This window comes from Kosakonia sp. MH5 (assembly GCF_009935945.1).
GTDB lineage: Bacteria > Pseudomonadota > Gammaproteobacteria > Enterobacterales > Enterobacteriaceae > Kosakonia > Kosakonia radicincitans.
This window is the reverse complement of sequence record NZ_QODH01000005.1, coordinates 234,932-254,477: the sequence shown is the minus strand read 5'-3', so window position 1 is coordinate 254,477 and position 19,546 is coordinate 234,932. Positions and strand designations below refer to the sequence as shown.

At 55.1% G+C, this 19,546-nt stretch carries 21 protein-coding genes; 5 read left to right on the top strand and 16 right to left on the bottom strand.

All coding sequences use genetic code 11. The features are described from left to right. Positions 1-198 precede the first annotated feature (198 nt). The gene (locus DK872_RS15705) at positions 199-1,077 is read left to right on the top strand and encodes an AraC family transcriptional regulator (protein ID WP_161518541.1); all 879 of its coding nucleotides are present in this window, start codon (positions 199-201) and stop codon (positions 1,075-1,077) included. Positions 1,078-1,115: 38 nt separating this feature from the next. Here DK872_RS15705 and DK872_RS15700 read toward each other — a convergent pair whose 3' ends face one another. Beyond that, positions 1,116-2,678: a cyclic diguanylate phosphodiesterase gene (locus DK872_RS15700; protein WP_050998900.1), complete on the bottom strand. Its 1,563-nt coding sequence runs from the start codon at positions 2,676-2,678 to the stop codon at positions 1,116-1,118. Further along, positions 2,611-3,003 carry a hypothetical protein gene (locus tag DK872_RS15695; protein WP_161518516.1) on the bottom strand — a complete coding sequence of 131 codons (393 nt, stop codon included), beginning with the start codon at positions 3,001-3,003 and terminating at the stop codon, positions 2,611-2,613. The genes DK872_RS15700 and DK872_RS15695 overlap by 68 nt, the downstream gene beginning before the upstream one ends. Before the next feature lie 188 nt (positions 3,004-3,191). On the opposite strand from DK872_RS15695, the gene DK872_RS15690 reads away from it, so the two are divergent. Next, entirely contained in the window at positions 3,192-3,881 is a 690-nt protein-coding gene (locus DK872_RS15690; protein WP_035888532.1) for a VIT family protein, read from the top strand. Between the two features lie 30 nt (positions 3,882-3,911). Next, the gene (gene cybB / locus DK872_RS15685) at positions 3,912-4,448 is read left to right on the top strand and encodes a cytochrome b561 (RefSeq protein WP_072439871.1); all 537 of its coding nucleotides are present in this window, start codon (positions 3,912-3,914) and stop codon (positions 4,446-4,448) included. Between the two features lie 126 nt (positions 4,449-4,574). Here the strand turns inward: cybB and DK872_RS15680 are convergent, their stop codons facing one another. Further along, entirely contained in the window at positions 4,575-5,051 is a 477-nt protein-coding gene (locus tag DK872_RS15680; RefSeq protein ID WP_007371816.1) for a cold-shock protein, read from the bottom strand. Positions 5,052-5,300: 249 nt separating this feature from the next. Between DK872_RS15680 and DK872_RS15675 the strand changes: the two genes are divergently transcribed. Continuing rightward, complete coding sequence (locus tag DK872_RS15675; RefSeq protein ID WP_161518515.1) at positions 5,301-5,996, top strand: RluA family pseudouridine synthase; 696 nt, start codon at positions 5,301-5,303, stop codon at positions 5,994-5,996. An 8-nt stretch (positions 5,997-6,004) separates the two neighbouring features. Here DK872_RS15675 and DK872_RS15670 read toward each other — a convergent pair whose 3' ends face one another. The 6 genes from DK872_RS15670 to DK872_RS15645 all read right to left on the bottom strand — a co-directional run bounded on the left by DK872_RS15670 (position 6,005) and on the right by DK872_RS15645 (position 11,974). Beyond that, positions 6,005-6,544 carry a DUF2058 domain-containing protein gene (locus tag DK872_RS15670; RefSeq protein WP_071920902.1) on the bottom strand — a complete coding sequence of 180 codons (540 nt, stop codon included), beginning with the start codon at positions 6,542-6,544 and terminating at the stop codon, positions 6,005-6,007. A gap of 57 nt (positions 6,545-6,601) precedes the next feature. Next, a complete protein-coding gene (locus tag DK872_RS15665; protein WP_161518514.1) occupies positions 6,602-7,750 on the bottom strand; it encodes an alpha-hydroxy acid oxidase in 1,149 nt (382 codons plus the stop codon). Positions 7,751-7,821: 71 nt separating this feature from the next. Further along, on the bottom strand, positions 7,822-9,072 hold the full coding sequence (locus tag DK872_RS15660; protein ID WP_007371820.1) for an NAD(P)/FAD-dependent oxidoreductase: 1,251 nt from the start codon (positions 9,070-9,072) through the stop codon (positions 7,822-7,824). A 130-nt stretch (positions 9,073-9,202) separates the two neighbouring features. After that, positions 9,203-10,021, bottom strand: a complete 819-nt coding sequence (locus DK872_RS15655; protein WP_071920901.1) for an ABC transporter permease — start codon at positions 10,019-10,021, stop codon at positions 9,203-9,205. Between the two features lies 1 nt (position 10,022). Beyond that, complete coding sequence (locus DK872_RS15650; protein ID WP_007371822.1) at positions 10,023-10,877, bottom strand: ABC transporter permease; 855 nt, start codon at positions 10,875-10,877, stop codon at positions 10,023-10,025. Positions 10,878-10,942: 65 nt separating this feature from the next. Then, the gene (locus DK872_RS15645) at positions 10,943-11,974 is read right to left on the bottom strand and encodes a PotD/PotF family extracellular solute-binding protein (RefSeq protein ID WP_035888522.1); all 1,032 of its coding nucleotides are present in this window, start codon (positions 11,972-11,974) and stop codon (positions 10,943-10,945) included. A 341-nt stretch (positions 11,975-12,315) separates the two neighbouring features. Between DK872_RS15645 and DK872_RS15640 the strand changes: the two genes are divergently transcribed. After that, positions 12,316-13,278 carry a LysR family transcriptional regulator gene (locus tag DK872_RS15640; protein ID WP_007371825.1) on the top strand — a complete coding sequence of 321 codons (963 nt, stop codon included), beginning with the start codon at positions 12,316-12,318 and terminating at the stop codon, positions 13,276-13,278. A gap of 87 nt (positions 13,279-13,365) precedes the next feature. Here DK872_RS15640 and DK872_RS15635 read toward each other — a convergent pair whose 3' ends face one another. From DK872_RS15635 to DK872_RS15605, 7 genes are all read right to left on the bottom strand, one after another. Next, a complete protein-coding gene (locus DK872_RS15635; protein ID WP_202626055.1) occupies positions 13,366-14,295 on the bottom strand; it encodes a glyoxylate/hydroxypyruvate reductase A in 930 nt (309 codons plus the stop codon). Then, a complete protein-coding gene (locus tag DK872_RS15630) occupies positions 14,292-14,741 on the bottom strand; it encodes a type II 3-dehydroquinate dehydratase (protein WP_007371827.1) in 450 nt (149 codons plus the stop codon). The genes DK872_RS15635 and DK872_RS15630 overlap by 4 nt, the downstream gene beginning before the upstream one ends. A 12-nt stretch (positions 14,742-14,753) precedes the next feature. Then, positions 14,754-15,365 carry a glutathione S-transferase N-terminal domain-containing protein gene (locus DK872_RS15625; RefSeq protein ID WP_107146692.1) on the bottom strand — a complete coding sequence of 204 codons (612 nt, stop codon included), beginning with the start codon at positions 15,363-15,365 and terminating at the stop codon, positions 14,754-14,756. Then, positions 15,362-16,357, bottom strand: a complete 996-nt coding sequence (locus DK872_RS15620; RefSeq protein ID WP_090396723.1) for an NAD(P)H-quinone oxidoreductase — start codon at positions 16,355-16,357, stop codon at positions 15,362-15,364. The genes DK872_RS15625 and DK872_RS15620 overlap by 4 nt, the downstream gene beginning before the upstream one ends. Before the next feature lie 6 nt (positions 16,358-16,363). Beyond that, positions 16,364-17,512, bottom strand: coding sequence for an ABC transporter ATP-binding protein (locus DK872_RS15615; protein ID WP_090396725.1), 1,149 nt, complete (start codon positions 17,510-17,512; stop codon positions 16,364-16,366). A 184-nt stretch (positions 17,513-17,696) separates the two neighbouring features. Beyond that, a complete protein-coding gene (gene argE, locus DK872_RS15610; RefSeq protein WP_071920897.1) occupies positions 17,697-18,854 on the bottom strand; it encodes an acetylornithine deacetylase in 1,158 nt (385 codons plus the stop codon). 15 nt (positions 18,855-18,869) lie between these two features. Then, entirely contained in the window at positions 18,870-19,544 is a 675-nt protein-coding gene (locus DK872_RS15605; protein ID WP_071920896.1) for a DUF1028 domain-containing protein, read from the bottom strand. Positions 19,545-19,546: the final 2 nt, after the last annotated feature.

The window sequence follows — 19,546 nt, the reverse complement described above, 5'->3', positions numbered from 1 at the left end:
TGACGGTTTTAGCGGCTGCTTGCTCGCTGTTACGCAGAGTAAAAATGACGCCGTACTCACGACTAGCCCACCTGGCTGTCGGATAACCAGACAAAGCGTACGCGGAGCAGGTGTTGCATGCTGATGCGATCCTCTTTAAACGTTGCCTGATACTGCTTTTATCTTGTTGCTCATCTGATGGCATGCTATTTATCGGCGATGGAAAATCAATTACACGAATTGCGCGAACTGGCATCGGTGGCGGGAAATCAACGCACTGAAACCGGCATTCCACGCCTTGCGATGGTGCAGGGTGAGATCCCTGAGCACCGGTTGTCTGCCGTTTATGAACCAATGATCAACCTGATTCTGACCGGCTCGAAAAGCATGTCAGTAGGGGACAGAACCTACCGCTATGACCCCGCAACCTATTTTGTGATGTCGGTGGATTTGCCTGCCATTGGCCGCGTTTACCCGGATGAGCAGACCGGGGCGCCTTATCTGGCTGTCAGCCTGACGCCGGATCCGGGGATCCTTGCTGATTTGCAGAACTGTTTGCCTGATTCTGGCTCCGCTGCGCTCTTTCATTCGGGATTTTCCGTTGCGCCAGTGACTGTGGAATTGCTGGATGCCTGGGTGCGCATGCTACGTCTGATGCGTACCCCGGAGGCGATCCCGGCTCTGGCTCCCGCCTATGAAAGGGAAATACTGTTCCGTGTGTTGCAGGGACCGCTTGGCTGGATGCTGCGTGATATTGCGCGACCAGAGTCGCATCTGTCGCGTATTTATACGGTGATTAACTGGATAAAACAGAACTATATGCAGGCTGTGCGGGTGGAAGCGCTGGCCGAAATGGCGGCACTCAGCGTTTCCGCGTTTCATCGCCATTTCCTGACGGTTACGGCCCTCAGCCCGGTTCAGTATCAAAAACGGATAAGGCTGATGCAGGCGCGTGAAAAAATGCGTACAACAAACGCGAGTATCATGACAATTGCATTAGCGGTCGGTTATCAAAGCCATACGCAATTCAGTCGGGAATATGCCCGGCTGTTTGGTTTACCGCCTTCTGTCGATCGCCGACAAATACTGAAAAGGTAAGATCTCCAATAATCTGTGTCGGGAAAGGCGCTTTTATTTCAATCCACCATGTTGTGCACATCCTCTTTCTTCCGCGCTGTATCAACAACCACCTTCACTTTGGGTTTTGACAGCAGAATTTTGATCAGATCCTGGAAGTTGACCGGCTTATAGAAGTAGTAACCCTGCAGGAAAGTGATGTTGTTTTGATTCAGGTAATCGAGCTGTTCTTTCGTTTCGACGCCTTCGGCGACAATGCTTAAAGAGAGTTTGCGCGCCAGATCCAGCACGCAGTCTAAAATCCGCGTCGAGTCCTGCTCGGCATTCACTCTGGCAACGAAACTCTGGTCGATTTTAATGTAATCGATATGCAGATCGTGCAGGTAAGAAAGCCCTGAGTAGCCAGTACCGAAATCATCCAGCGCGATAACAAATCCATTTTCATGCAGGACATTTAGCCGTTGTACAAGATCTTCATCCACGTTTAAGGGTTCGCGTTCGGTGACTTCAATCACCAGATTGAGCGCAGGGTGTCTGAAACTCTCTTTGAATTTCAGACACTCCGCGACAAAATCGGGCGAAGTGATATGGGACGCGCTGAAGTTAATACCGATGTGAAAACCTTCCGGCAACCGGTGGGCAATGGCGTTCATATGGGCCACGACCTGCCGCATCAGGCTTTGCGTAAGCGGTATGATCAGATCTGATTTTTCGGCTAAAGGGATAAAGGATGCGGGCGGAATATAGCCGGATCGCGGGTGTTTCCAGCGCGCCAGCACCTCGACACCGCGCAGGGTTCCCTCTCTGCCATTCACCACTGGCTGGTAAAAAGGCACGATCTCACCGTTGGTAATGGCCCGGCGCAATGTCTCTGCCGGCGTGGCATTTTTATTCAGGTATTTAATCAGCGCGTAGGCCGTCGCGCAGGAGATTAACAGGATGAAAATCAGGATGCCCGGCCCCAGCGAGACGAGCCGGAACAAGCTAAACAGCGGCGGTTGATTGTAGATGATACTGAAGGGATAGGCTTTCGAATTGGCTTGTCCCGAAGGGGGCGTTTTTTCGCTAAGCGCGGCAATATCCCCCGACAGACCGATAACATGATTCCCGACGCGCAATCTGTAGATAACGCCCTCTAACGGCGCATTCAGCGCCTCGCGAATATGCTGATCGCTGATGGTGACCAGCACGCGGCTCGCGGCAAATCGCGTTTGATAGACGAGGAATGGCTGTTCGTTTGCTGCGTCCTCTGCCGGTGCGAGAAACAAACTGGCCGCAGACATTCTGGGAATACGCGCCAGCAGCCCGCGATTTCCCGGTAGCGATGAGCACCAGACTTCCCCGCCTTTAACAATCAGGATTGTGCGCAGATGTGGTTGCAGGGCAGCTTCAGTGCCGAGCTGAAATTGTCCCTCCGGATCGCATCCTTTACCCGCGATGTCAACGGCGAGACGGGTAGCATGGGACGCTTCATCAAGAATGTTGTTGATGTTATTCACCGCGTATCTGGCTCCTTCAAGGCGATCTGCCCGGGTGGAGAACCAAAGCTGCATATTAAGAATAAAAACGCCGGTAATAAAAAGAAGCACAGCCGCGATTAGAGGAATAAGGGCATTGCGCATCATCGTGTCCTGGGGCGAAGGGAGTGATTTCTCGTGTCAAAATGTCAGTACAAAAAGCATGGTTGAGAGAAGCGAAAATCGCCAGCGCACGGCGGGTATCGCTATGGCTGAAATGGTGTTGCTGCGCTATTACGTTATGGTAAACACCGGAGAATTTACGCCTCTTTTTTGCTGACAACCCAACACCGTCGGCAATTAGCTTTGACGGCGAGTGAATAGTCTCAACAATTAATGCTGGCACCTGAAAATCGCCTGTCAGAATCTGCATGAATGATAAAATAAAATTAACGCTAACGCAGATAAGATAATTTGCTGAGGCATTCATGAATGAGCATGATAGCTATTATCATTTCAACGCCAGGGTATATAAAAATCAGTAGATCCTGGATTTTACTCATTCACTCTTAATGTGGCGTTAAGGCTGACAGAATAAATTAACACCTGCTCAACGCGATTTTTTTAATATCAGCAATGCCGGGCAGATTCATTCACGGATAAAAGGAAAACATCATCATGCATCTGGAACTACACAGCATTGGAAGAGTGGGGTGGCTCCGGGCGGCAGTGCTGGGTGCCAATGATGGCATTGTGTCGACGGCCAGCCTTGTTCTCGGTGTTGCGTCTGCAGGGAGCTCCTCCTCTGGGGTGTTGCTGGCGGGCGTTGCCGGGCTGGTTGCAGGCGCCATGTCAATGGCGACCGGAGAATATGTTTCCGTCTCATCACAAGCTGATACCGAAAAGGCCGCGCTGGCACAGGAAAGGAGGGAGCTGGCGACGGATTATGAGGGGGAGGTACAGGAACTGACGTCACTGTATAGGCAACGAGGGCTGGCGCCTTCGCTTGCCCGCGAGGTTGCGGAACAACTGATGGCAAAGGATGCGCTCGACGCGCATGCCCGGGAAGAACTGGGCCTGACGGAGACGAATTCAGCACAGCCGCTGCAGGCTGCAATTTTTTCAGCCATCAGTTTTTCTGCCGGCGCGGTGTTGCCGGTTCTGGTGGCGTGGTTAACGCCGGCACCGCTGGTTTTGCTGTTCGTCATCCTTTCCACGCTTTTTTCACTGGCGCTCCTCGGCTATATCTCGTCGGTCGCAGGCAAAGCGCCGCCGGTGAAAGCCATTATTCGAATCACCTTCTGGAGCGCCATGGCGATGGCTTTGTCGATGGGTGCGGGTTCGCTCGCCGGACAGGCGCTGGCTTAGATAATCGTTTCATTCTCAGGACAGAAAAAAATGAAGAAATACTCAGGTGGGCAGATAGCACTACACTGGCTGGTTTTATTGCTAATCGTGATCGCATATGCCGCGATGGAATTCAGGGATATTTTCCCAAAAGATTCTGTCGGTCGTTACTGGATGGCAATAACTCATTACACTTGTGGTGTCAGTGTATTTATTCTGATGTTAATCAGAATGGTATTTAGATTTATTTTCCCGGAACCGCCGGTTGTTCCCGCGCTGCCACAATGGCAAAAGCTCAGCGCCACCGTTGTACATTTTGTTTTATATGCGCTGTTTATTTTTCTTCCGCTGCTGGGGGTGGTGTCGCTCTATTACGGCCAGAAAGAGTGGAGTTTTCTGTTTATTAACATGCCGATTGCGGCGGAAAAAAATAGTGTACTGCAACATAGCCTGAAAGAGGTTCATGAATTACTGGCTAATACGGGCTATTTTATCATCGGCTTGCATGCGGCGGCGGCGCTGCTGCACCACTATATACTGCGGGATAATACCTTGCTGAGAATGATGCCTGGCAAGCGCCCGGATTAACCGGGTTTTCTCAGGACGGAAAAGAAGCAACATTCTGCGCGCTTCTTACTCATCACCCGCGCTGGCTGCCGGTACGCCAGCGCGTGGTGCTGAAAGTTACCTGAAGGAGCAGGGCAACGGCGCTGCTCAGACTTTGAGCATTTTCACCGTCGTATCAATGTCGATTTCATCTTCTGAGAAAATGGAGGTTGTACCCTGAAAAGTGGTGATCGCCAGTTTTTTCACTGAGCGCATTTCACCCGGTTTCGTGGTGGTTTTCGGCCGGATGTTTCCCATTAGCAGACCCACAGACAACACGGCATTTTCTTTATCGATGCGGGCATCAGCGGGGACTTCTTCGCTGTACACCAGATACGATTTGATCGACGCAAGCTTAAAACGTTCGCCTGCGATATAGATGTATTTGCTGTCAGGGATGACTTTCACGGCGTAAGCCGATAACCCTTTGTTATTGGTGGTGGGTTCGAAAGTCACCGCGGCATCTTTCTTAATTAGTTCAGGGTTAGCGACCTTAATCACATGAAAATAGCGGTTATCGCCGTTTTCATCTTTGATAAAGCCAAAACCTTTATCTTTAAACCACGTTGTGATCGTTCCGTTCATCGCTGTACCGCCTGGTTAATCGTTTATCTACTCAGTTTTTTGCAGCGCGCAGTGTAAAGCACAATGCCTGCGCAGGCCATGCCTGGTTAAGTGTGAATGATAAATTTCTGCTCTGCGAGTGAGGAAAGCCTCGGAACGCGAAGCTGCAGGGGGAAAACGCCGATCGCGTCCGTTTAAACCAACGGACGGATTCGCCAGTGTGGTGAAAATCCGTTATTATCCGCAGCCATTCTCCACTCGGGCAGCCGGATGTCTACGATCGATACTTTTATTGCCCCGCCGTGTCACGACAACATTGAAACGCTCTATCAGGACGAGCACCTGGTGCTGATCAATAAACCCAGCGGATTACTCAGTCTCTCAGGGAAAAACCCGCAAAACCTCGATTCGGTGCATTATCGGCTGGTGCAGATATTCCCCGGCTGCACGCTGGTGCATCGCCTCGATTTTGGCACATCCGGGTTGATGGTGGTTGCCCGCAATAAGGCCATTAATGCCGCGCTCTGCCAGCAGTTCAGCCAGCGCACCGTCACTAAGGTTTACAGCGCATTGCTCTGCGGACACGTGTACGACGACGAAGGAGTGATCGATGCGGCGATCGTCAAAGACCCGGCGTGCTTCCCGCTGATGTCGATTTGTGCGACCGGCGGCAAGCCAGCGCGTTCCCGTTTTCGGGTCATTGAGCGTTTTTACCAGACGCAGGAAGACGGTAATTTACTGCCGTTGTCACGCGTTGAGCTGATTCCTGAAACCGGGCGCACGCACCAGCTACGCATTCACTGCCAGCATTTGGGACATCCGATTCTGGGGTGCGATCTGTATGGCGGTCGCCTGATGCCTGGTGCTGAACGGGCGTCGCGGCTGATGCTGCACGCCAGCGCGTTGCATTTTGTTCATCCCATCAGCAACACGTGGATCAACGCCCGTCATGACAGCCCATTCTGAAACGCGAATTACCACATCAAATCATCGGGCACTTTGAAGTCCGCATATGGATCATCTTCATCCTGTGCTTCCTGCGTGAGCGCGCTGTGCAGCACAATACAGTTGGCATCGCGCTGGGCAATTTTATCGGCAACAGCCGCCGGGATAATGGCGTATTGGTTATCACCGTTGTTGTCGGCTACCAGGCGGGCAATGGCGAGACGGCCATTGATCAGCTGCGCCTGAGTCACTTTATCGACCTCTATTTTTTTAATCAGGTTATTGTCGGTGAAGTTAAAACTGATATTGCCTTTCGTTATTGTGATGCGGTTCATCTCAATAAGCTGCTTGATCTGCGCTTTATACTCTTTCGATAACGCAGCCTGTTTTTGCTGTTCGCTGAGCTGCTTATCACGCTCAAGTTGCGCTTTCTTATTTTCTTCTACCGCTTCTCTGGCCTCACGCGCCTGAACGCGGGACTTTTTCGCCGTTCTCTGGACTTTGGCCATCTTCTTGCTGGTGACTAATCCAGCTTTTAACATCTGCTCTTGCAAGGTAAGTTTTGTCATCGTCGTCGTTAAACCCGTTGGAGTGTTAGCGGGATTATAACAGCCAAATCGGGCAAGTCAGTCAAACAACCTGCGCCGCAGGATCCCTGCATCAATCGAAGCAACATGGGTCTTGCCGCAAAAAGCCATCGACAAATCGAATTCATTACGAATGATATTCAGCGCCATGGTGACACCTGCTTCGCCCATCGCCCCTAATCCATACAGCATACTGCGCCCGATATAGGTTCCTTTAGCCCCCAGCGCAATCGCCTTCAGCACATCCTGCCCGGAACGTATCCCGCCGTCGAAATGGACTTCAATATCATTACCCACTGCGGCGACAATCTCTGGTAATAAGGTACTTGAGGACGACACTCCATCCAGCTGACGGCCGCCGTGATTGGAGACAATGAGCGCATCGGCGCCTGCCGCCACCGCCTGGCGTGCATCTTCCACGTCCATAATGCCTTTAACGATCAGCTTGCCGCCCCAGCGCAGTTTAATCCACTCAATATCCTGCCAGGAGAGGTGCGGGTCGAACTGCTGCGCTGTCCATTCCACCATGGCATCAATGTTATTAACACCGCTGGCGTGACCGATAATATTGCCAAAGTTACGGTTGCGTGTGGCGAGCATATTGCGGCACCAGCGTGGTTTGCTGGCAATATTCAGCAGGTTGCGCAGCGTCATTTTCGGCGGGGTCGACAGGCCATTTTTAATGTCTTTATGGCGCTGCCCAAACACCTGGAGATCCATGGTGACGACCAGCGCACCGCAGTGGGCGGCTTTCGCGCGATCGATAAGATTCGCGACAAACTGGCGATCGCGCATGACATAGAGCTGGAACCAGAAGGGATGGTAATCCGTGGCCTGCGCTACGGTTTCAATGGAGCAAATGCTCATGGTCGAAAGCGTAAAGGGGATGCCGAACGTTTTCGCTGCCCGCGCCGCAAGAATTTCGCCGTCGGGATGGATCATGCCGGTTAACCCCGTGGGGGCAATGGCTACAGGCATTGTTACGGGCTGTCCGAGCATCACGCTGGCGGTGCTGCGGGCGGCAATATCGACCGCCACGCGCTGGCGAAACTCAAGGCGACGTAAATCCGCTTCATTGGCACGATAGCTATATTCGCTCCACGAGCCGGCATCGACATAATCGTAAAACATTTTGGGCACCCGTTTACGCGCCAGTTGCCGGAGATCTTCAATGCAGGTGATGATCATGTCGTTATCCAGGACGGTGTGGCTAAATAACGATGATTTAGCCACCGGTGACGATCAGAATACGTAGACAATTATGATTTAACGTAGTCGGTATAAGCGTTCTGCAAAACAATATGATCGGCAATATATTTCGCATCGTGCCATACACCATAAATAAACGATGAGGCACGGTTTACTAAATTAGGCAGGCCGAGAAAATAAATACCTCGCTCGGCGGAAATACCGCGTTTATGGAACGGCAGACCTTTTTCGTCGAAGGCATCCACTTGCAGCCAGCTAAAATCAAATTTAAAACCCGTCGCCCAGATAATAGTGGTAATACCCGCTGCGGCAATATCTAATTGCGCCAGCGGATTGAGCAGACATTGCGGATCCGGCAGCAGTTCCCACGCCTGCGGCTCGGGCGGCAGATCCAGCCCGTTGCGTTCGATATAAGCATCGGCATCGCGCAGCACGTCAAAGTAGGCGTTATCGCCCGCAGCGATATTCTCCGCCAGGCCGTCGGCAAAGCTCAGGACGCCGTTATCCCAGCTTTGGGTGATGCCTACCAGCGTAATGCCCATATGCGCCAGACGACGGAAATCCACGGTTTTACCGCCTTCATAACCGCTTACCGCAAAGGCAACGTGCTCTTTCTTCGGTTTTATTTTCACTTCATCCCACAGGCCAAGCGCGCCGAGCCACCAGCAGTAATCGCGGTCGCGGTAGGCGCGCGGCGGGCGATAATGTTCGCCAACCGACAGATAAACGTCCCGACCCGCTTTACGCAGCTCTTCGGCAATTTGTGTACCAGAAGCGCCAGCACCCACCACCAGCACGCCGCCTGCGGGCAGTTGTTGCGGATTTTTGTAGACCGAAGAGTGAATCTGCTGCACGCCTGCGCTTTCCGGCACGATCTGCGGGAATGAGGGTTTCTGAAACGGGCCGGTGGCGGCCACCACATTCGCGGCCTCAAATTCACCTGCGGAGGTCACCACTTTAAAGCCGCTGCGCCCTGCCAGGCGCACAACCTGATGCACGTCAACGCCGGTCCGTACGGGAGCGTTAATCATGCTGGCATACTCTTCAAAATATTGCGCCATGCGCTCTTTCGGCGGAAAAGCTTCCTGGGAAATATTGTCGAATTTCAGCGACGGGAAGCGGTCGTGCCACGCAGGACCGTTTGCCACCAGCGAATCCCAACGTTCCGAGCGCCAGCGTTCAGCGATGCGGCTACGTTCCAGTACGACGTGAGGCACGCCCATCAATGCCAGATGTTCGCTCATGGCAATACCGGCCTGACCAGCGCCGACAATGACGGTATTAATTTTTTCTACTGACATGTTGAATCCCTAAATTCAGGCGACCCTCGATAATTTTATCGCGAAGCGTAATCGGGTGTCGTATTAATGATAATCAGGCGTCTTAAAGGCAGCGCACGGGAAAATCCAGTGCGCCTTCATTCACGGTTAATTAATGTCTGGTCTCAATATTCAATATTTTCCCCAGGCCTAAAAACTTATTGGCGATAATTAATAACGTGGCGGTGACGGCAATATAAATGACCGACAGGGCTGCCAGTGTTGGGTCAGCAAATTCACGCACATAGTTGTACATTGCCACCGGTAAGGTCTGTGTTGCCTGGGTAGTAATAAACAACGACGCGGTAAATTCGTTAAACGAGAGGATCGCGGCAAACAGCCAGCCGCCAAACAGGCCCGGCAAAATCAGCGGCACGGTGATGGTCCACACCACGCGCAACGGCGATGCGCCAAGGCTTGCCGCCGCCAGTTCAATGCGCTGTTCAAGGTTTTTTATCGACACATAAACGCTGCGCAGCACAAACGGCAGGACCAGCACGATGTGGCAGAAAATCACCAGCGGATAACCGCGCCCCAGGTTGAGTTGCGACACCAGCATCAGCAGGCCCAGGCCAATGGTGAAGTGCGGGATAAACAGCGGTGACAGCAAAATCCCTTCCAGCACCTGTTTGCAGGGAAACGAATAGCGTTCGATAGCAATCGCCAGCGTGGTGCCGATGATCACCGCCAGTGACGATGCCCATGCGGTAACAATTAACCCGGAGTAGAAGCCATGACGGAAATCATCGTAATTCACCGCGCGCTCGAACCAGCGCAGCGACCAGCCTTTCGGCGGAAAGAACAACACGGCGGTACTGCTGAACGAGGAGATCAATACCACGATAGTCGGCAGCATCACAAAGAGCAGAATAGCGGCAACCAGCAGGCGGCCCGCCAGTACAGTCAGTTTGTCGTTGATCGAACGGGTCATATCAATGCTCTCCCATCGTGCGCAGGAATCGGGTCATGCGTTTGAGCGCCAGCAACAGCAGGATGGTCAGGATCAAACCGGCGATGCTCAGCGCGGCAGCAAACGGGAAGTTCATCGACGAGAAACCCAACTGATAGACCATGGTCGCCACGGTGCTGACGCGTCCGCCGCCAATAAGCTGCGGTGTGGCAAAGGCGCTAAAGGTCCAGGCAAACGCGGTAGTGAGGCTGGAGACAATGCCGGGAATTGAGAGGGGAATCGTCACGGTCAGCAAGGTGCGGATCGGCCCTGCGCCCAGGCTGGCGGCGGCTTTCTCATAATCCGGGTTGATGTGCGACAACGCGGTCGCCAGCATCAGCACCATGATGGGCATGGTAACGTGCACCAGCGCCAGCACCACGCCGGTTTGCGTAAACATAAACTGAATCGGCGTGGAGATGACGCCCAGCGCCAGCAGCAGACTATTCAGGAATCCGCTGTTACCCAGCACGATAATCCAGGAATAGGTGCGTACCACTTCGCCGAGAAACATCGGCGTAATCGCAATAATCAAAATCGCGGATTTGATCCACGTAGTACGGGTGCGCACCAGCGCATACGCCAGCGGATAACTCATCAGCAGGCCAAAAATAGCGGTTTTCGCGCTCAGTATGACGGTGTTAATAAACGCATCGGCATAGATGCTTTTGAACAGGCCTTTGAAGTTCGCCAGCGTAAATCCGCCCACGTCGAGCGAACCGGGAATATACGCGCGCACGCTGAACTGCATCACCGCGAACATCGCGACAACCAGCCCGACTGCGGCGAGCGTCGCGGGGATTATGAACCAGGGTAAAAATGTTGGTTTTCTCGTCATAGACCTTGCTGCCTGAGTAATGTGCTGCCGGTAGAACCCGGGCGGCCCGCAAGCCGCCCGATAAATCAATGAGACATGATGTTTTCAGAGAACCACTGACGCCACTCTGCGGTTTTCTCGGCACGCAACTGCGGATCGGTATTGATGGTGGCATTCCACTGCGCAGGCGTGGTGAGCATGCCCGGCAGTTTCGCCAGTTCAGGATCGATATGCGCGTTGGTTACCGTTGGGCTGCCGTGATAAATCTTTGCCACTTGCTCCTGAATTTCGGGCTTCAGGGCAATATTCATGAACTTATATGCAAGATCGCTATGTTTGGTGCCTTTGTTGATACCAATGGTATCGACGCCCAAAATCGCCCCCTCTTTGGGGATCGCCAGTTTGACGTCCACCCCTTCAGCCATCATGTTGTAGGCGTTCATCGACAGCATCACCTGTACCGGGGTTTCGCCAGTGGAGATTAATTGCTGGCTGTTGGCATCATCGGTATAGAAAGATTTGATATTCGGGATCAGCGCTTTCAGCTTCGCCTGGCCTTGCTGCCAGTGCGCCGCATCGGTGCCGGAGAGTTTGGCGGCCACCGCAATGATATGGCTCGGGTCCCAGTCCGGCAGCGCCAGCGTGCCTTTCAGCTCGGGCTTCCACAGATCGTTCCAACTGGTAAAGGTTTCACCTTTGGGCACCAGGTCCGGGCGATAGCCGATGGTGTAAACGTAGCCCCACACGCCGAGGTGATAAGGGCTGACTTTCGCCTGTTGCACCAGGTTTGCTGCGTTCGGGATTTTGCTCATATCGAGTTTTTCAAACAGGCCTGAGTTGGCGTACAGATAGCCCACATGCGCGGTGGTAAAGGTCACGTCAGTTTCAGGTGAACCGCCCGCCAGCTTGGCTTTGTTGAGGCGATCAATGGTGCCGCCGGTGACAAACTGCACTTCTACGCCGGTCTCTTTGGTGAACTCTTTGGCAATGGTTTCATCGATCAAATCTTTAAAACCGCCGCCCCAGGTGCTGACAATCAGCTTGTCAGCGGCCATCGCATTGCCCGCGCTGAGCACGCATGTGGTCAACAACGTTAAGGCACAAATCTTACGCAACATATTCTCATCCCCACTTATGAAATGGCTGTTGTAGCAATCTGAAACCCGACGCGCCGGAACGGTGCAAACGGTGTTCCCTGGTGTGAAATCGATAATGACGTTGCGAGTTGATTCCGTAAAACAGCCTTTTCCTCGTCGTTGCATCAGGATTTCTGACGCTAAAAAAGGCACTGCTTTGCAACGGATTTTCTTAACCAGTGATAAGGCTGAAGGAATGGGGGCACAACAAAACCAGGGAATTATGCTGTTATTTAGCGTTTGGCATGATAAATGCATGAAAATAAGCACTATTAGAATGACTGACGCGACATGATCGCGTCGGCGATCTCAGGAGAACCTGCATGCTCAGTCGCATTACCCAGCGTCAGCTGGAATATTTTGTCGCCTCCGGAGAGGCTGGCAGCATTATTGGCGCTTCAGAACGTATCCACGTTTCGTCGCCGTCGATCTCTGCTGCTATCACCCATATCGAATCTGAACTGGGCGTACAGCTTTTTGTGCGCCATCACGCGCAGGGCGTTTCGCTCACGGCGATCGGTCATCAGGTTCTGAAAGAGGCGAAGCTCATTCTGGAGCAGATGTTGAACCTCTATACTATCGCGTCGGAATCCATGAACAATGTACGCGGCCCGCTGCGCGTGGGCTGTCTGGATACGCTGGCGCCCATGCTGACCCCCGAACTGGTGTTCGGCTTTGGCCGCGCGTTTCCCGGTGTGCGCATTACGCTTGTCGAAGGCAACCATGAACAGTTGCTGAAACAGTTACGCACCGCCGATATTGATATCGCGCTGACCTACGATTTAGTCCCCGCCAGCGACATCGCATTTACATCGCTGGCACAGTTGCCACCGTATGTGATGGTGGGTGAACATCATCCGCTGGCGACGCAATCGGCGGTGACCATTCAGGATCTGGCGACGATGCCGATGGTGTTGCTGGATATGCCGTGGAGCCGTGAATACTTCCTTGGCCTGTTTAGCGAGGCGGGCGTGACGCCGAATGTGGTAATGCGCTCCAGCAATATGGAAGTGGTGCGTGCGATGGTGGCGAACGGCGTGGGGTTTGGTATCGCCAACGTGCGGCCGAAAGCGCATCTCTCCCAGGATGGCAAACGCCTGATTCGCGTACGGCTGGCGGGGACCAACAGGGCGATGCAACTCGGTTATGCGACCGCCGCCCACACCCAGCACTCGATGGTGGTTAACGCCTTCGCTGAGCGCTGCCGCGTTTTTATCTCCGACCAGTATATTCCTGGCATGGCGGCACCAAGCTATTTCGATCCGCAGGTGGTGCGGGTGGCGTGACTGATGCCTGGCAGCGCAATTTAACGCGTACAGCAATGTCGGCAGCATGGCTGCCAGACATTGCGCCATAAATTGCGTGGTTTTCCGTTAATACCCGCGCTCCGGGAACACCTGATTGGTCACCGATTCACCGCGTGCGGCGCGCTGGATGTTTTCTGCCACCTGCTGTGCGGCGCTGGCAGGGATGGCGACCGAGGCCAGATGCGGCGTGATCAGCACGTTGTCCATCCGCCACAGCGGATCGCAGGAAGGCAGCGGTTCGCGGTCAAACACATCCAGCGTAGCTTCAGCGATCTGCCCTGAGCGCAGCGCGTCAGTCAGCGCCGCCTGATCGACAATCGCCCCGCGCGAAACATTAATGAACGCCGCGCCATACGGCAGGCGCGACAGCCGCTCAGCACTGAGCAAGCCAGCCGTGTGTGGTGTAAGTGGCAGCATGACCACCAGAATGTCGCTCTGGCTGAGAAAATCATTCAGCGACGCCAGCCCACTGCTGCACTTCATACCCGTCATCGCTTTTGGCGAACGCGACCAGCCGCGCACGTCGAACCCCTGTCGTACCAGTTCCCGCGCCGTATATGCGCCCAACTCTCCCAGGCCCAGCACACCGACCCGGATGTCGGAAGGTTTGCGTGGATGCAGGTAATGCCAGCGCTGTTCACGCTGCGCGCGTTCAAAGGCCGGGATATCGCGCGCGTAGCGCAGCACGGCAAACAGCACGTAACCGGCCATCATGCGCGCCATATCCGGATCGGAGAGACGAATTATCGGAATATCCGGCAGATCGTCGCGTCCCACCAGCGAATCAACGCCCGCGCCAAGATTCACCAACAGTTTGAGATTGCGGTACGGCGCAAAGAAGCCATGAGGCGGCTTCCATGCCAGCGCATAGTGCACCTCATCGGGGTTTTGCACCGTTTCGGCGCGGCAAATTGTCACGCCGGGCAAATGTGGGGTAAGTAAATGGGACCACTCTTCGAAGCTGTCGAATTCGCTGTAAAACACTAATGTACTCATGCAGCGCGCGTTCCCACCAGGTTGACCACCGCATCGATCGCCAGCTCGTAACCGACTGCACCCAGCCCGGCAATCACACCGGTTGCCGCTTTCGAAACCAGAGAGTGATGGCGGAACGGCTCGCGCTTCCAGATGTTGCTCATATGCGTTTCAATGATTGGACCATCAAACATCAGTAACGCATCAAGAATGGGTACCGAACTGTAGGTCAAACCCGCCGCGTTGATAATTAATCCCACTGCGTTCTGACGCGCCTCCTGAATCCAGTCAACCAGCACACCTTCATGGTTGCTCTGGCGGAAATGCAATATCACACCGTGTGACGCGGCGCGGCGCTGACAGCGCGCTTCGATGCTGACAAAGCTTTCGCTGCCGTAGGTGCCGTTTTTATCCAGCCCATACAAGTTGGCGTTCGGCCCATTGAGAAAATAGATCTGCTGTGACATGCACACTCCTGATTAATACGGACGCGTCGCGGCCATTGCCGGATGCGCATCGAAGAGGGCGAACCAGGCGGCGGTAAGCGGGTGGCCAGCGCGCCAGTTGAGCCCGGCAAAGCGGAAGTCGAGATAACCGAGCGCACAGCCAATGGCAATCAGCCCGATATCGTTGGGATGAGCGCTGAAACTGCTGACCTGGCTTTCGATCTCTGCCAGTGCGGCGGCGACTTTTTTCAACTGTGCGTCAGCCCAGTTCTGCCACTGTTTCTCCGGTGGACGCGCACTGAATTCGTAGCGCGCCAGTAATGCGGCATCGATCATCCCGTCGCCCAGCGCCTGGCGTGCCAGACTTCTCCAGCGCGCATCGCCCTGTGCCGGGAATAAATCGCCCCCGGCCCGCGCGTTGAGGTATTCGCAGATGACCCGGCTGTCATAAAGACAGAGCCCGTTTTCGGTGCGCAGCGCCGGTACTTTTGCCAGAGGATTAAACACGGCAATACGTTCGTCACGTTCGATCGGATGGGCGGCAGAATCCAGCCGTTCTATCTCATCAGCAAGACCCAGTACGCTTGCGCATACCATCACTTTGCGTACATAAGCGGACGTGGTGGCAAAAAAGAGTTGCATCATGACGCCACCTGCAGCAGCACTTTGCCGATGTTGGCGTTGGCTTCAAGGATACGATGGGCGTCGGCGGCTTGCGCTAACGGCAAGGTTTGATACAGCGTCGGCGCGACTTTGCCTGCGGCGATCAGCGGCAACAGATGTTTGCTGATGCACTGCGCCAGCCGCATTTTCTCGGCCACGCTTTTGGGGCGCAGGGTAGAAGAGGTGAGGCTCAGCCCTTTGCGCATCACCAGTTGCAGATCGAGTTCAATCTTCGCGCCCTGCATAAATGAAAGACTGACATGACGTCCGCCCGGCGCTAACACGCTCAGGTTGCGCGCCACGTAATCGCCACCGACATTATCCAGCACCACATCGACACCGCGTCCTTCGGTTGCGGCAAGCACGACGGCGACGAAATCTTCGCTGTGGCGGTTGATGGCGCGCCATACACCGAGTTGTCGCAGCGCCGCAATCTTTTCACTCCCGCCAGCCGTCGCAATCACTCGCGCCCCGCATGCCTGCGCACACTGAATAGCAAAGGTGCCAACGCCGCTCGCCGCACCGTGAATCAGTACGGTTTCGCCCGGCTGCAAACGCCCCAGTTCAAACAGGTTATGCCACACGGTAAATGCTGCTTCCGGCACGCCTGCGGCCTGCGCGAGCGGCAGCGTTTCTGGCACGGATAAACAGAGTTCAGCGCGCGCTACGCAGTAGTCCGCATAACCGCCGCCATTGAGCAGCGCCATGACCGGCGAGCCCACCGCGGGGAATTCAACGCCCGCGCCCAGCGCTACCACGGTGCCGGAGACTTCCAGCCCCAGCACATCGGTTACCCCTGGCGGCAGCGGCATACCGTTGCGCTGCAGGATATCGGGACGATTGACCCCCGCACTGGCAACACGAATCAGCACCTCACCGGCGCCAGGCAGCGGGACAGGGCGCTGTACGCGCTCTAATACTTCCGGGCCGCCCGGGCGGCAGGCAATCACGGCATTCATCATTTCAGGTATCATCGCGGCTTACCCCTGATTTGCCGTGCTAAAGGCGCACACGCCTTCGTCATCGACACTCACGCCAACCAGACTACCGACTGGCCAGCGCGTCAGCGAATTCAGGCCGGACTGGCGTGCAAACAGCGCGGCGTTGCCCAGTGCAGGCACATCAAGATGGACATCAACATGATCGCCCTGAAAGACATGGGCGATAACCGTGGCGCTAAACAGTGAATGCGGGCCAAGCGCGGCCAGTTGAATATTTTCCGGACGGACGTAGACATCAAGGCGCTCGCCAATCGTGGCATGAACGCGCTCTGCTGGCAGACGCAGCACATTACCGCCCAGATCGAGTATTGCATCGCCATCGCGACCGGCGTAGCGCCCCGGCAGAATGTTCACATCACCGACAAAGCCCGCGACAAACGGATCCTGCGGACGGCGATAAATCTCATCCGGTGTGCCGATCTGGCGTACATGGCCTGCCGACATCACCACCACACGATCGCTCATGCTCAGCGCTTCCCCCTGATCGTGCGTCACGAAGACGGTGGTGACGCCAAGTTTGCGCTGAATCGCTTTCAACTCAACCTGCATTGACAGGCGCAGGTTTTTATCCAGCGCGGAGAAAGGCTCATCCAGCAGCAGCACTTTGGGGCGAATGACCAGCGCGCGGGCCAGCGCCACACGCTGCTGCTGGCCACCAGACAGTTCACGTGGCTTACGGTGGCCGTAACCAGCAAGCTTCACCAGCGCCAGCGCCTGCTCAACGCGTTCAGCAATCTCGGCTTTGGACACACCGCGCATACGCAGGCCGTAACCCACATTCTTCTCGACTGTCATATGCGGAAACAGCGCGTAGTTCTGAAAGACAATGCCGATTTCCCGCTGCCAGGGCGGTATATCGGTCACCAGATCGCCATCAATAAAGATCTCGCCGCCATCCGCTTCGGCGAAACCCGCCATCAGATTCAGCAGCGTGGTTTTACCGCAGCCGGAAGGGCCGAGCAGCGTAATAAATTCCCCTTCCTCAATCATCAGGGAAATTTTATGTAGGGCGATGGCGTCGCCAAAGCGTTTCAGTACGCCATCAAGCCGTACGGCAACGTTGGCGTTTCGCGCGACGGGGGGCAGCGTGTCGGGCTGCGGGAATGTGGTGACTTCTGCACTGACCATGGAATCTCCAGAAACGGGGCTATCAAATACTGTCCACCAGCATACGGCTTAAGCGTGCATCACGCGGTTAGTGCTTCCTGAAGCTGGCATTTGGAAAAGTTAAAGCAGTGAAAGAGTGGGGGATAAATGCCGGGCGGCCAGGATGCGCCCTGCATTTACGGTGCGATGGTGTTGGACGGCAACGTCATGCTTTCTGGCACATCCACGTCGCAAGACGACGTAGCAGGGCATCGCAGGCCTCCATCTGTTCGATGGTGATAAATTCATCCGGTTTATGGCCCTGCGCCATACTGCCCGGCCCGCAGACCACGCTGGGAATACCCGCTTGATGGAACAACCCGCCTTCCGTACCGAATGCGACGGTGCTGAACGCGTCAGAACCGGTGAGATGGGCAAGCAGCCGCGCCGCGGCGCTTTGCGCGGCGGTATACAAACCGGGATAACCGCTGATGGGATAAAAGCGGATCGCTGCCTCGCCATTCACGGCGTGCATTTGCGGCAGGAGTTCGCGCTGCGCGTAATTCTCCAGTTCCCGTGCCACTTCCTGCGCATTATCCTGCGGCAATGTGCGTACCTCGAAGTCAAACGTACATTCGGCAGGCACGATATTGAGCGCCCGGCCGCCCTGGATGACGCCCGTTTGTACGGTGGTAAACGGCGGATCAAAACGCGCATCCTGATGTTCCGGCGCGGCCAGCCGCTGGCCTATCACCGTAAGCTTATGGATAAGCTTTGCGGCATATTCGATGGCATTCACGCCCTGTGGTGCGTAAGCCGAATGGCAGGCGGCACCCTGTACTTCACAGCGCACGCCGAGCTTGCCTTTGTGGCCGAGCACGGGTTGCAGTTCGGTGGGTTCGCCAATCAGGCAGATATCGGGCTTTTCCGGGCGCCGGGAGAGGGCATCCAGCAGGGTTCGCACGCCAAGGCATCCCACTTCCTCATCATAGGAAATGGCCAGATGCAGCGGTTGCGCCAGCGGCTGCGTAAGAAAATAGGGGACAGCAGCCAGCACGCAGGCGATAAAGCCTTTCATGTCCGCCGTGCCGCGACCGTACAGTTTGCCTTCTCGTTCAGTCAGTACAAAAGGGGGAACGCTCCAGCTCTGCCCGTCAACAGGCACCACGTCGCTGTGGCCCGAAAGCATCACGCCGCCGCTACCCGGCGGGCCAAGCCGGGCATACAGATTCGCTTTGCTGCCTTCGGCGTTGTGAATCAGTTCGCACTCGACACCAAGCCCGGTTAAGTAGCGACGAACAAAGTCGATCAGCGCCAGATTAGATTCGCGACTGGTGGTGTTAAACGCCACCAGTTGTTCCAGCAGTTTGCGGCTGCTCATCATCGGATCTCCTTGCGGTTACTCGTCGCCTGGCACGCCATAACCTGGCGCACTGCGGGGATCGAGTGCGCGGGTTAAATAGTCCTGCATCTGCGGTTTATAGGCGTGCCAGAGGTTACTAAGTTCAGCAATCGGATCGGCATCGGTCCAGTCAACGCGCAAATCAACAATCGGCCAGACTGGCGAATCGACAATCGACAGCGCCGCCGAATGCACCGGACCGGCTTCCCCGCCCGCTTGCAGGCCCGCCTGCATCGCGGCGATGAGCCTGTCAGCAAGATGCCCGGACCGCTGTTCGAAGGCGTTGACCATCGCGGTAATAACATCAGTATTTGCCAGCAGATTACCCGCCGCCACGCAGTTCTCCCCACGCAGTGCGTGGTTGACGCCCAGCGTCTTTTCGCCGCTGTAGAACGCGCTTTCACCGCTGGCTGTCAACACGGTAACCTGTCGGTACATGAAGTAGTCATCCGTGTCGAGCCCGAACTGCAGTGCGGTTTCGGCAGCATCGCCTTGCTGTAACCGATCAAGAATGCGCGGCCCCAGCGCCGGTAAGGTGATGTTTTGCGTTGATACCGCGCCAACCTTGCTGCGCAGCCAGGGGCAGCGCGCGCCGACCGCGATGCTGGAAGAGCTAATAGCAATGCCGATCTGGCCGGTTTGCGCGCAGCGTCCGATAATCGATAACGTCATGA

Excerpts from the sequence above, each read along its gene's own strand:
- DK872_RS15680 (WP_007371816.1), bottom strand. The coding sequence starts at position 5,051 with ATGAACGGAACGATCACAACGTGGTTTAAAGATAAAGGTTTTGGCTTT.
- DK872_RS15605 (WP_071920896.1), bottom strand. The coding sequence starts at position 19,544 with ATGACGTTATCGATTATCGGACGCTGCGCGCAAACCGGCCAGATCGGC.
- DK872_RS15655 (WP_071920901.1), bottom strand. The coding sequence starts at position 10,021 with ATGACCCGTTCGATCAACGACAAACTGACTGTACTGGCGGGCCGCCTG.
- DK872_RS15670 (WP_071920902.1), bottom strand. The coding sequence starts at position 6,544 with ATGACAAAACTTACCTTGCAAGAGCAGATGTTAAAAGCTGGATTAGTC.
- DK872_RS15635 (WP_202626055.1), bottom strand. The coding sequence starts at position 14,295 with ATGAGTACATTAGTGTTTTACAGCGAATTCGACAGCTTCGAAGAGTGG.
- DK872_RS15625 (WP_107146692.1), bottom strand. The coding sequence starts at position 15,365 with ATGATGCAACTCTTTTTTGCCACCACGTCCGCTTATGTACGCAAAGTG.
- cybB (WP_072439871.1), top strand. The coding sequence starts at position 3,912 with ATGAAGAAATACTCAGGTGGGCAGATAGCACTACACTGGCTGGTTTTA.
- DK872_RS15645 (WP_035888522.1), bottom strand. The coding sequence starts at position 11,974 with ATGTTGCGTAAGATTTGTGCCTTAACGTTGTTGACCACATGCGTGCTC.
- DK872_RS15675 (WP_161518515.1), top strand. The coding sequence starts at position 5,301 with ATGTCTACGATCGATACTTTTATTGCCCCGCCGTGTCACGACAACATT.
- DK872_RS15620 (WP_090396723.1), bottom strand. The coding sequence starts at position 16,357 with ATGATACCTGAAATGATGAATGCCGTGATTGCCTGCCGCCCGGGCGGC.
- DK872_RS15615 (WP_090396725.1), bottom strand. The coding sequence starts at position 17,512 with ATGGTCAGTGCAGAAGTCACCACATTCCCGCAGCCCGACACGCTGCCC.
- argE (WP_071920897.1), bottom strand. The coding sequence starts at position 18,854 with ATGATGAGCAGCCGCAAACTGCTGGAACAACTGGTGGCGTTTAACACC.
- DK872_RS15640 (WP_007371825.1), top strand. The coding sequence starts at position 12,316 with ATGCTCAGTCGCATTACCCAGCGTCAGCTGGAATATTTTGTCGCCTCC.
- DK872_RS15700 (WP_050998900.1), bottom strand. The coding sequence starts at position 2,678 with ATGCGCAATGCCCTTATTCCTCTAATCGCGGCTGTGCTTCTTTTTATT.
- DK872_RS15695 (WP_161518516.1), bottom strand. The coding sequence starts at position 3,003 with ATGAATGCCTCAGCAAATTATCTTATCTGCGTTAGCGTTAATTTTATT.
- DK872_RS15705 (WP_161518541.1), top strand. The coding sequence starts at position 199 with ATGGAAAATCAATTACACGAATTGCGCGAACTGGCATCGGTGGCGGGA.
- DK872_RS15630 (WP_007371827.1), bottom strand. The coding sequence starts at position 14,741 with ATGTCACAGCAGATCTATTTTCTCAATGGGCCGAACGCCAACTTGTAT.
- DK872_RS15660 (WP_007371820.1), bottom strand. The coding sequence starts at position 9,072 with ATGTCAGTAGAAAAAATTAATACCGTCATTGTCGGCGCTGGTCAGGCC.
- DK872_RS15650 (WP_007371822.1), bottom strand. The coding sequence starts at position 10,877 with ATGACGAGAAAACCAACATTTTTACCCTGGTTCATAATCCCCGCGACG.
- DK872_RS15690 (WP_035888532.1), top strand. The coding sequence starts at position 3,192 with ATGCATCTGGAACTACACAGCATTGGAAGAGTGGGGTGGCTCCGGGCG.
- DK872_RS15665 (WP_161518514.1), bottom strand. The coding sequence starts at position 7,750 with ATGATCATCACCTGCATTGAAGATCTCCGGCAACTGGCGCGTAAACGG.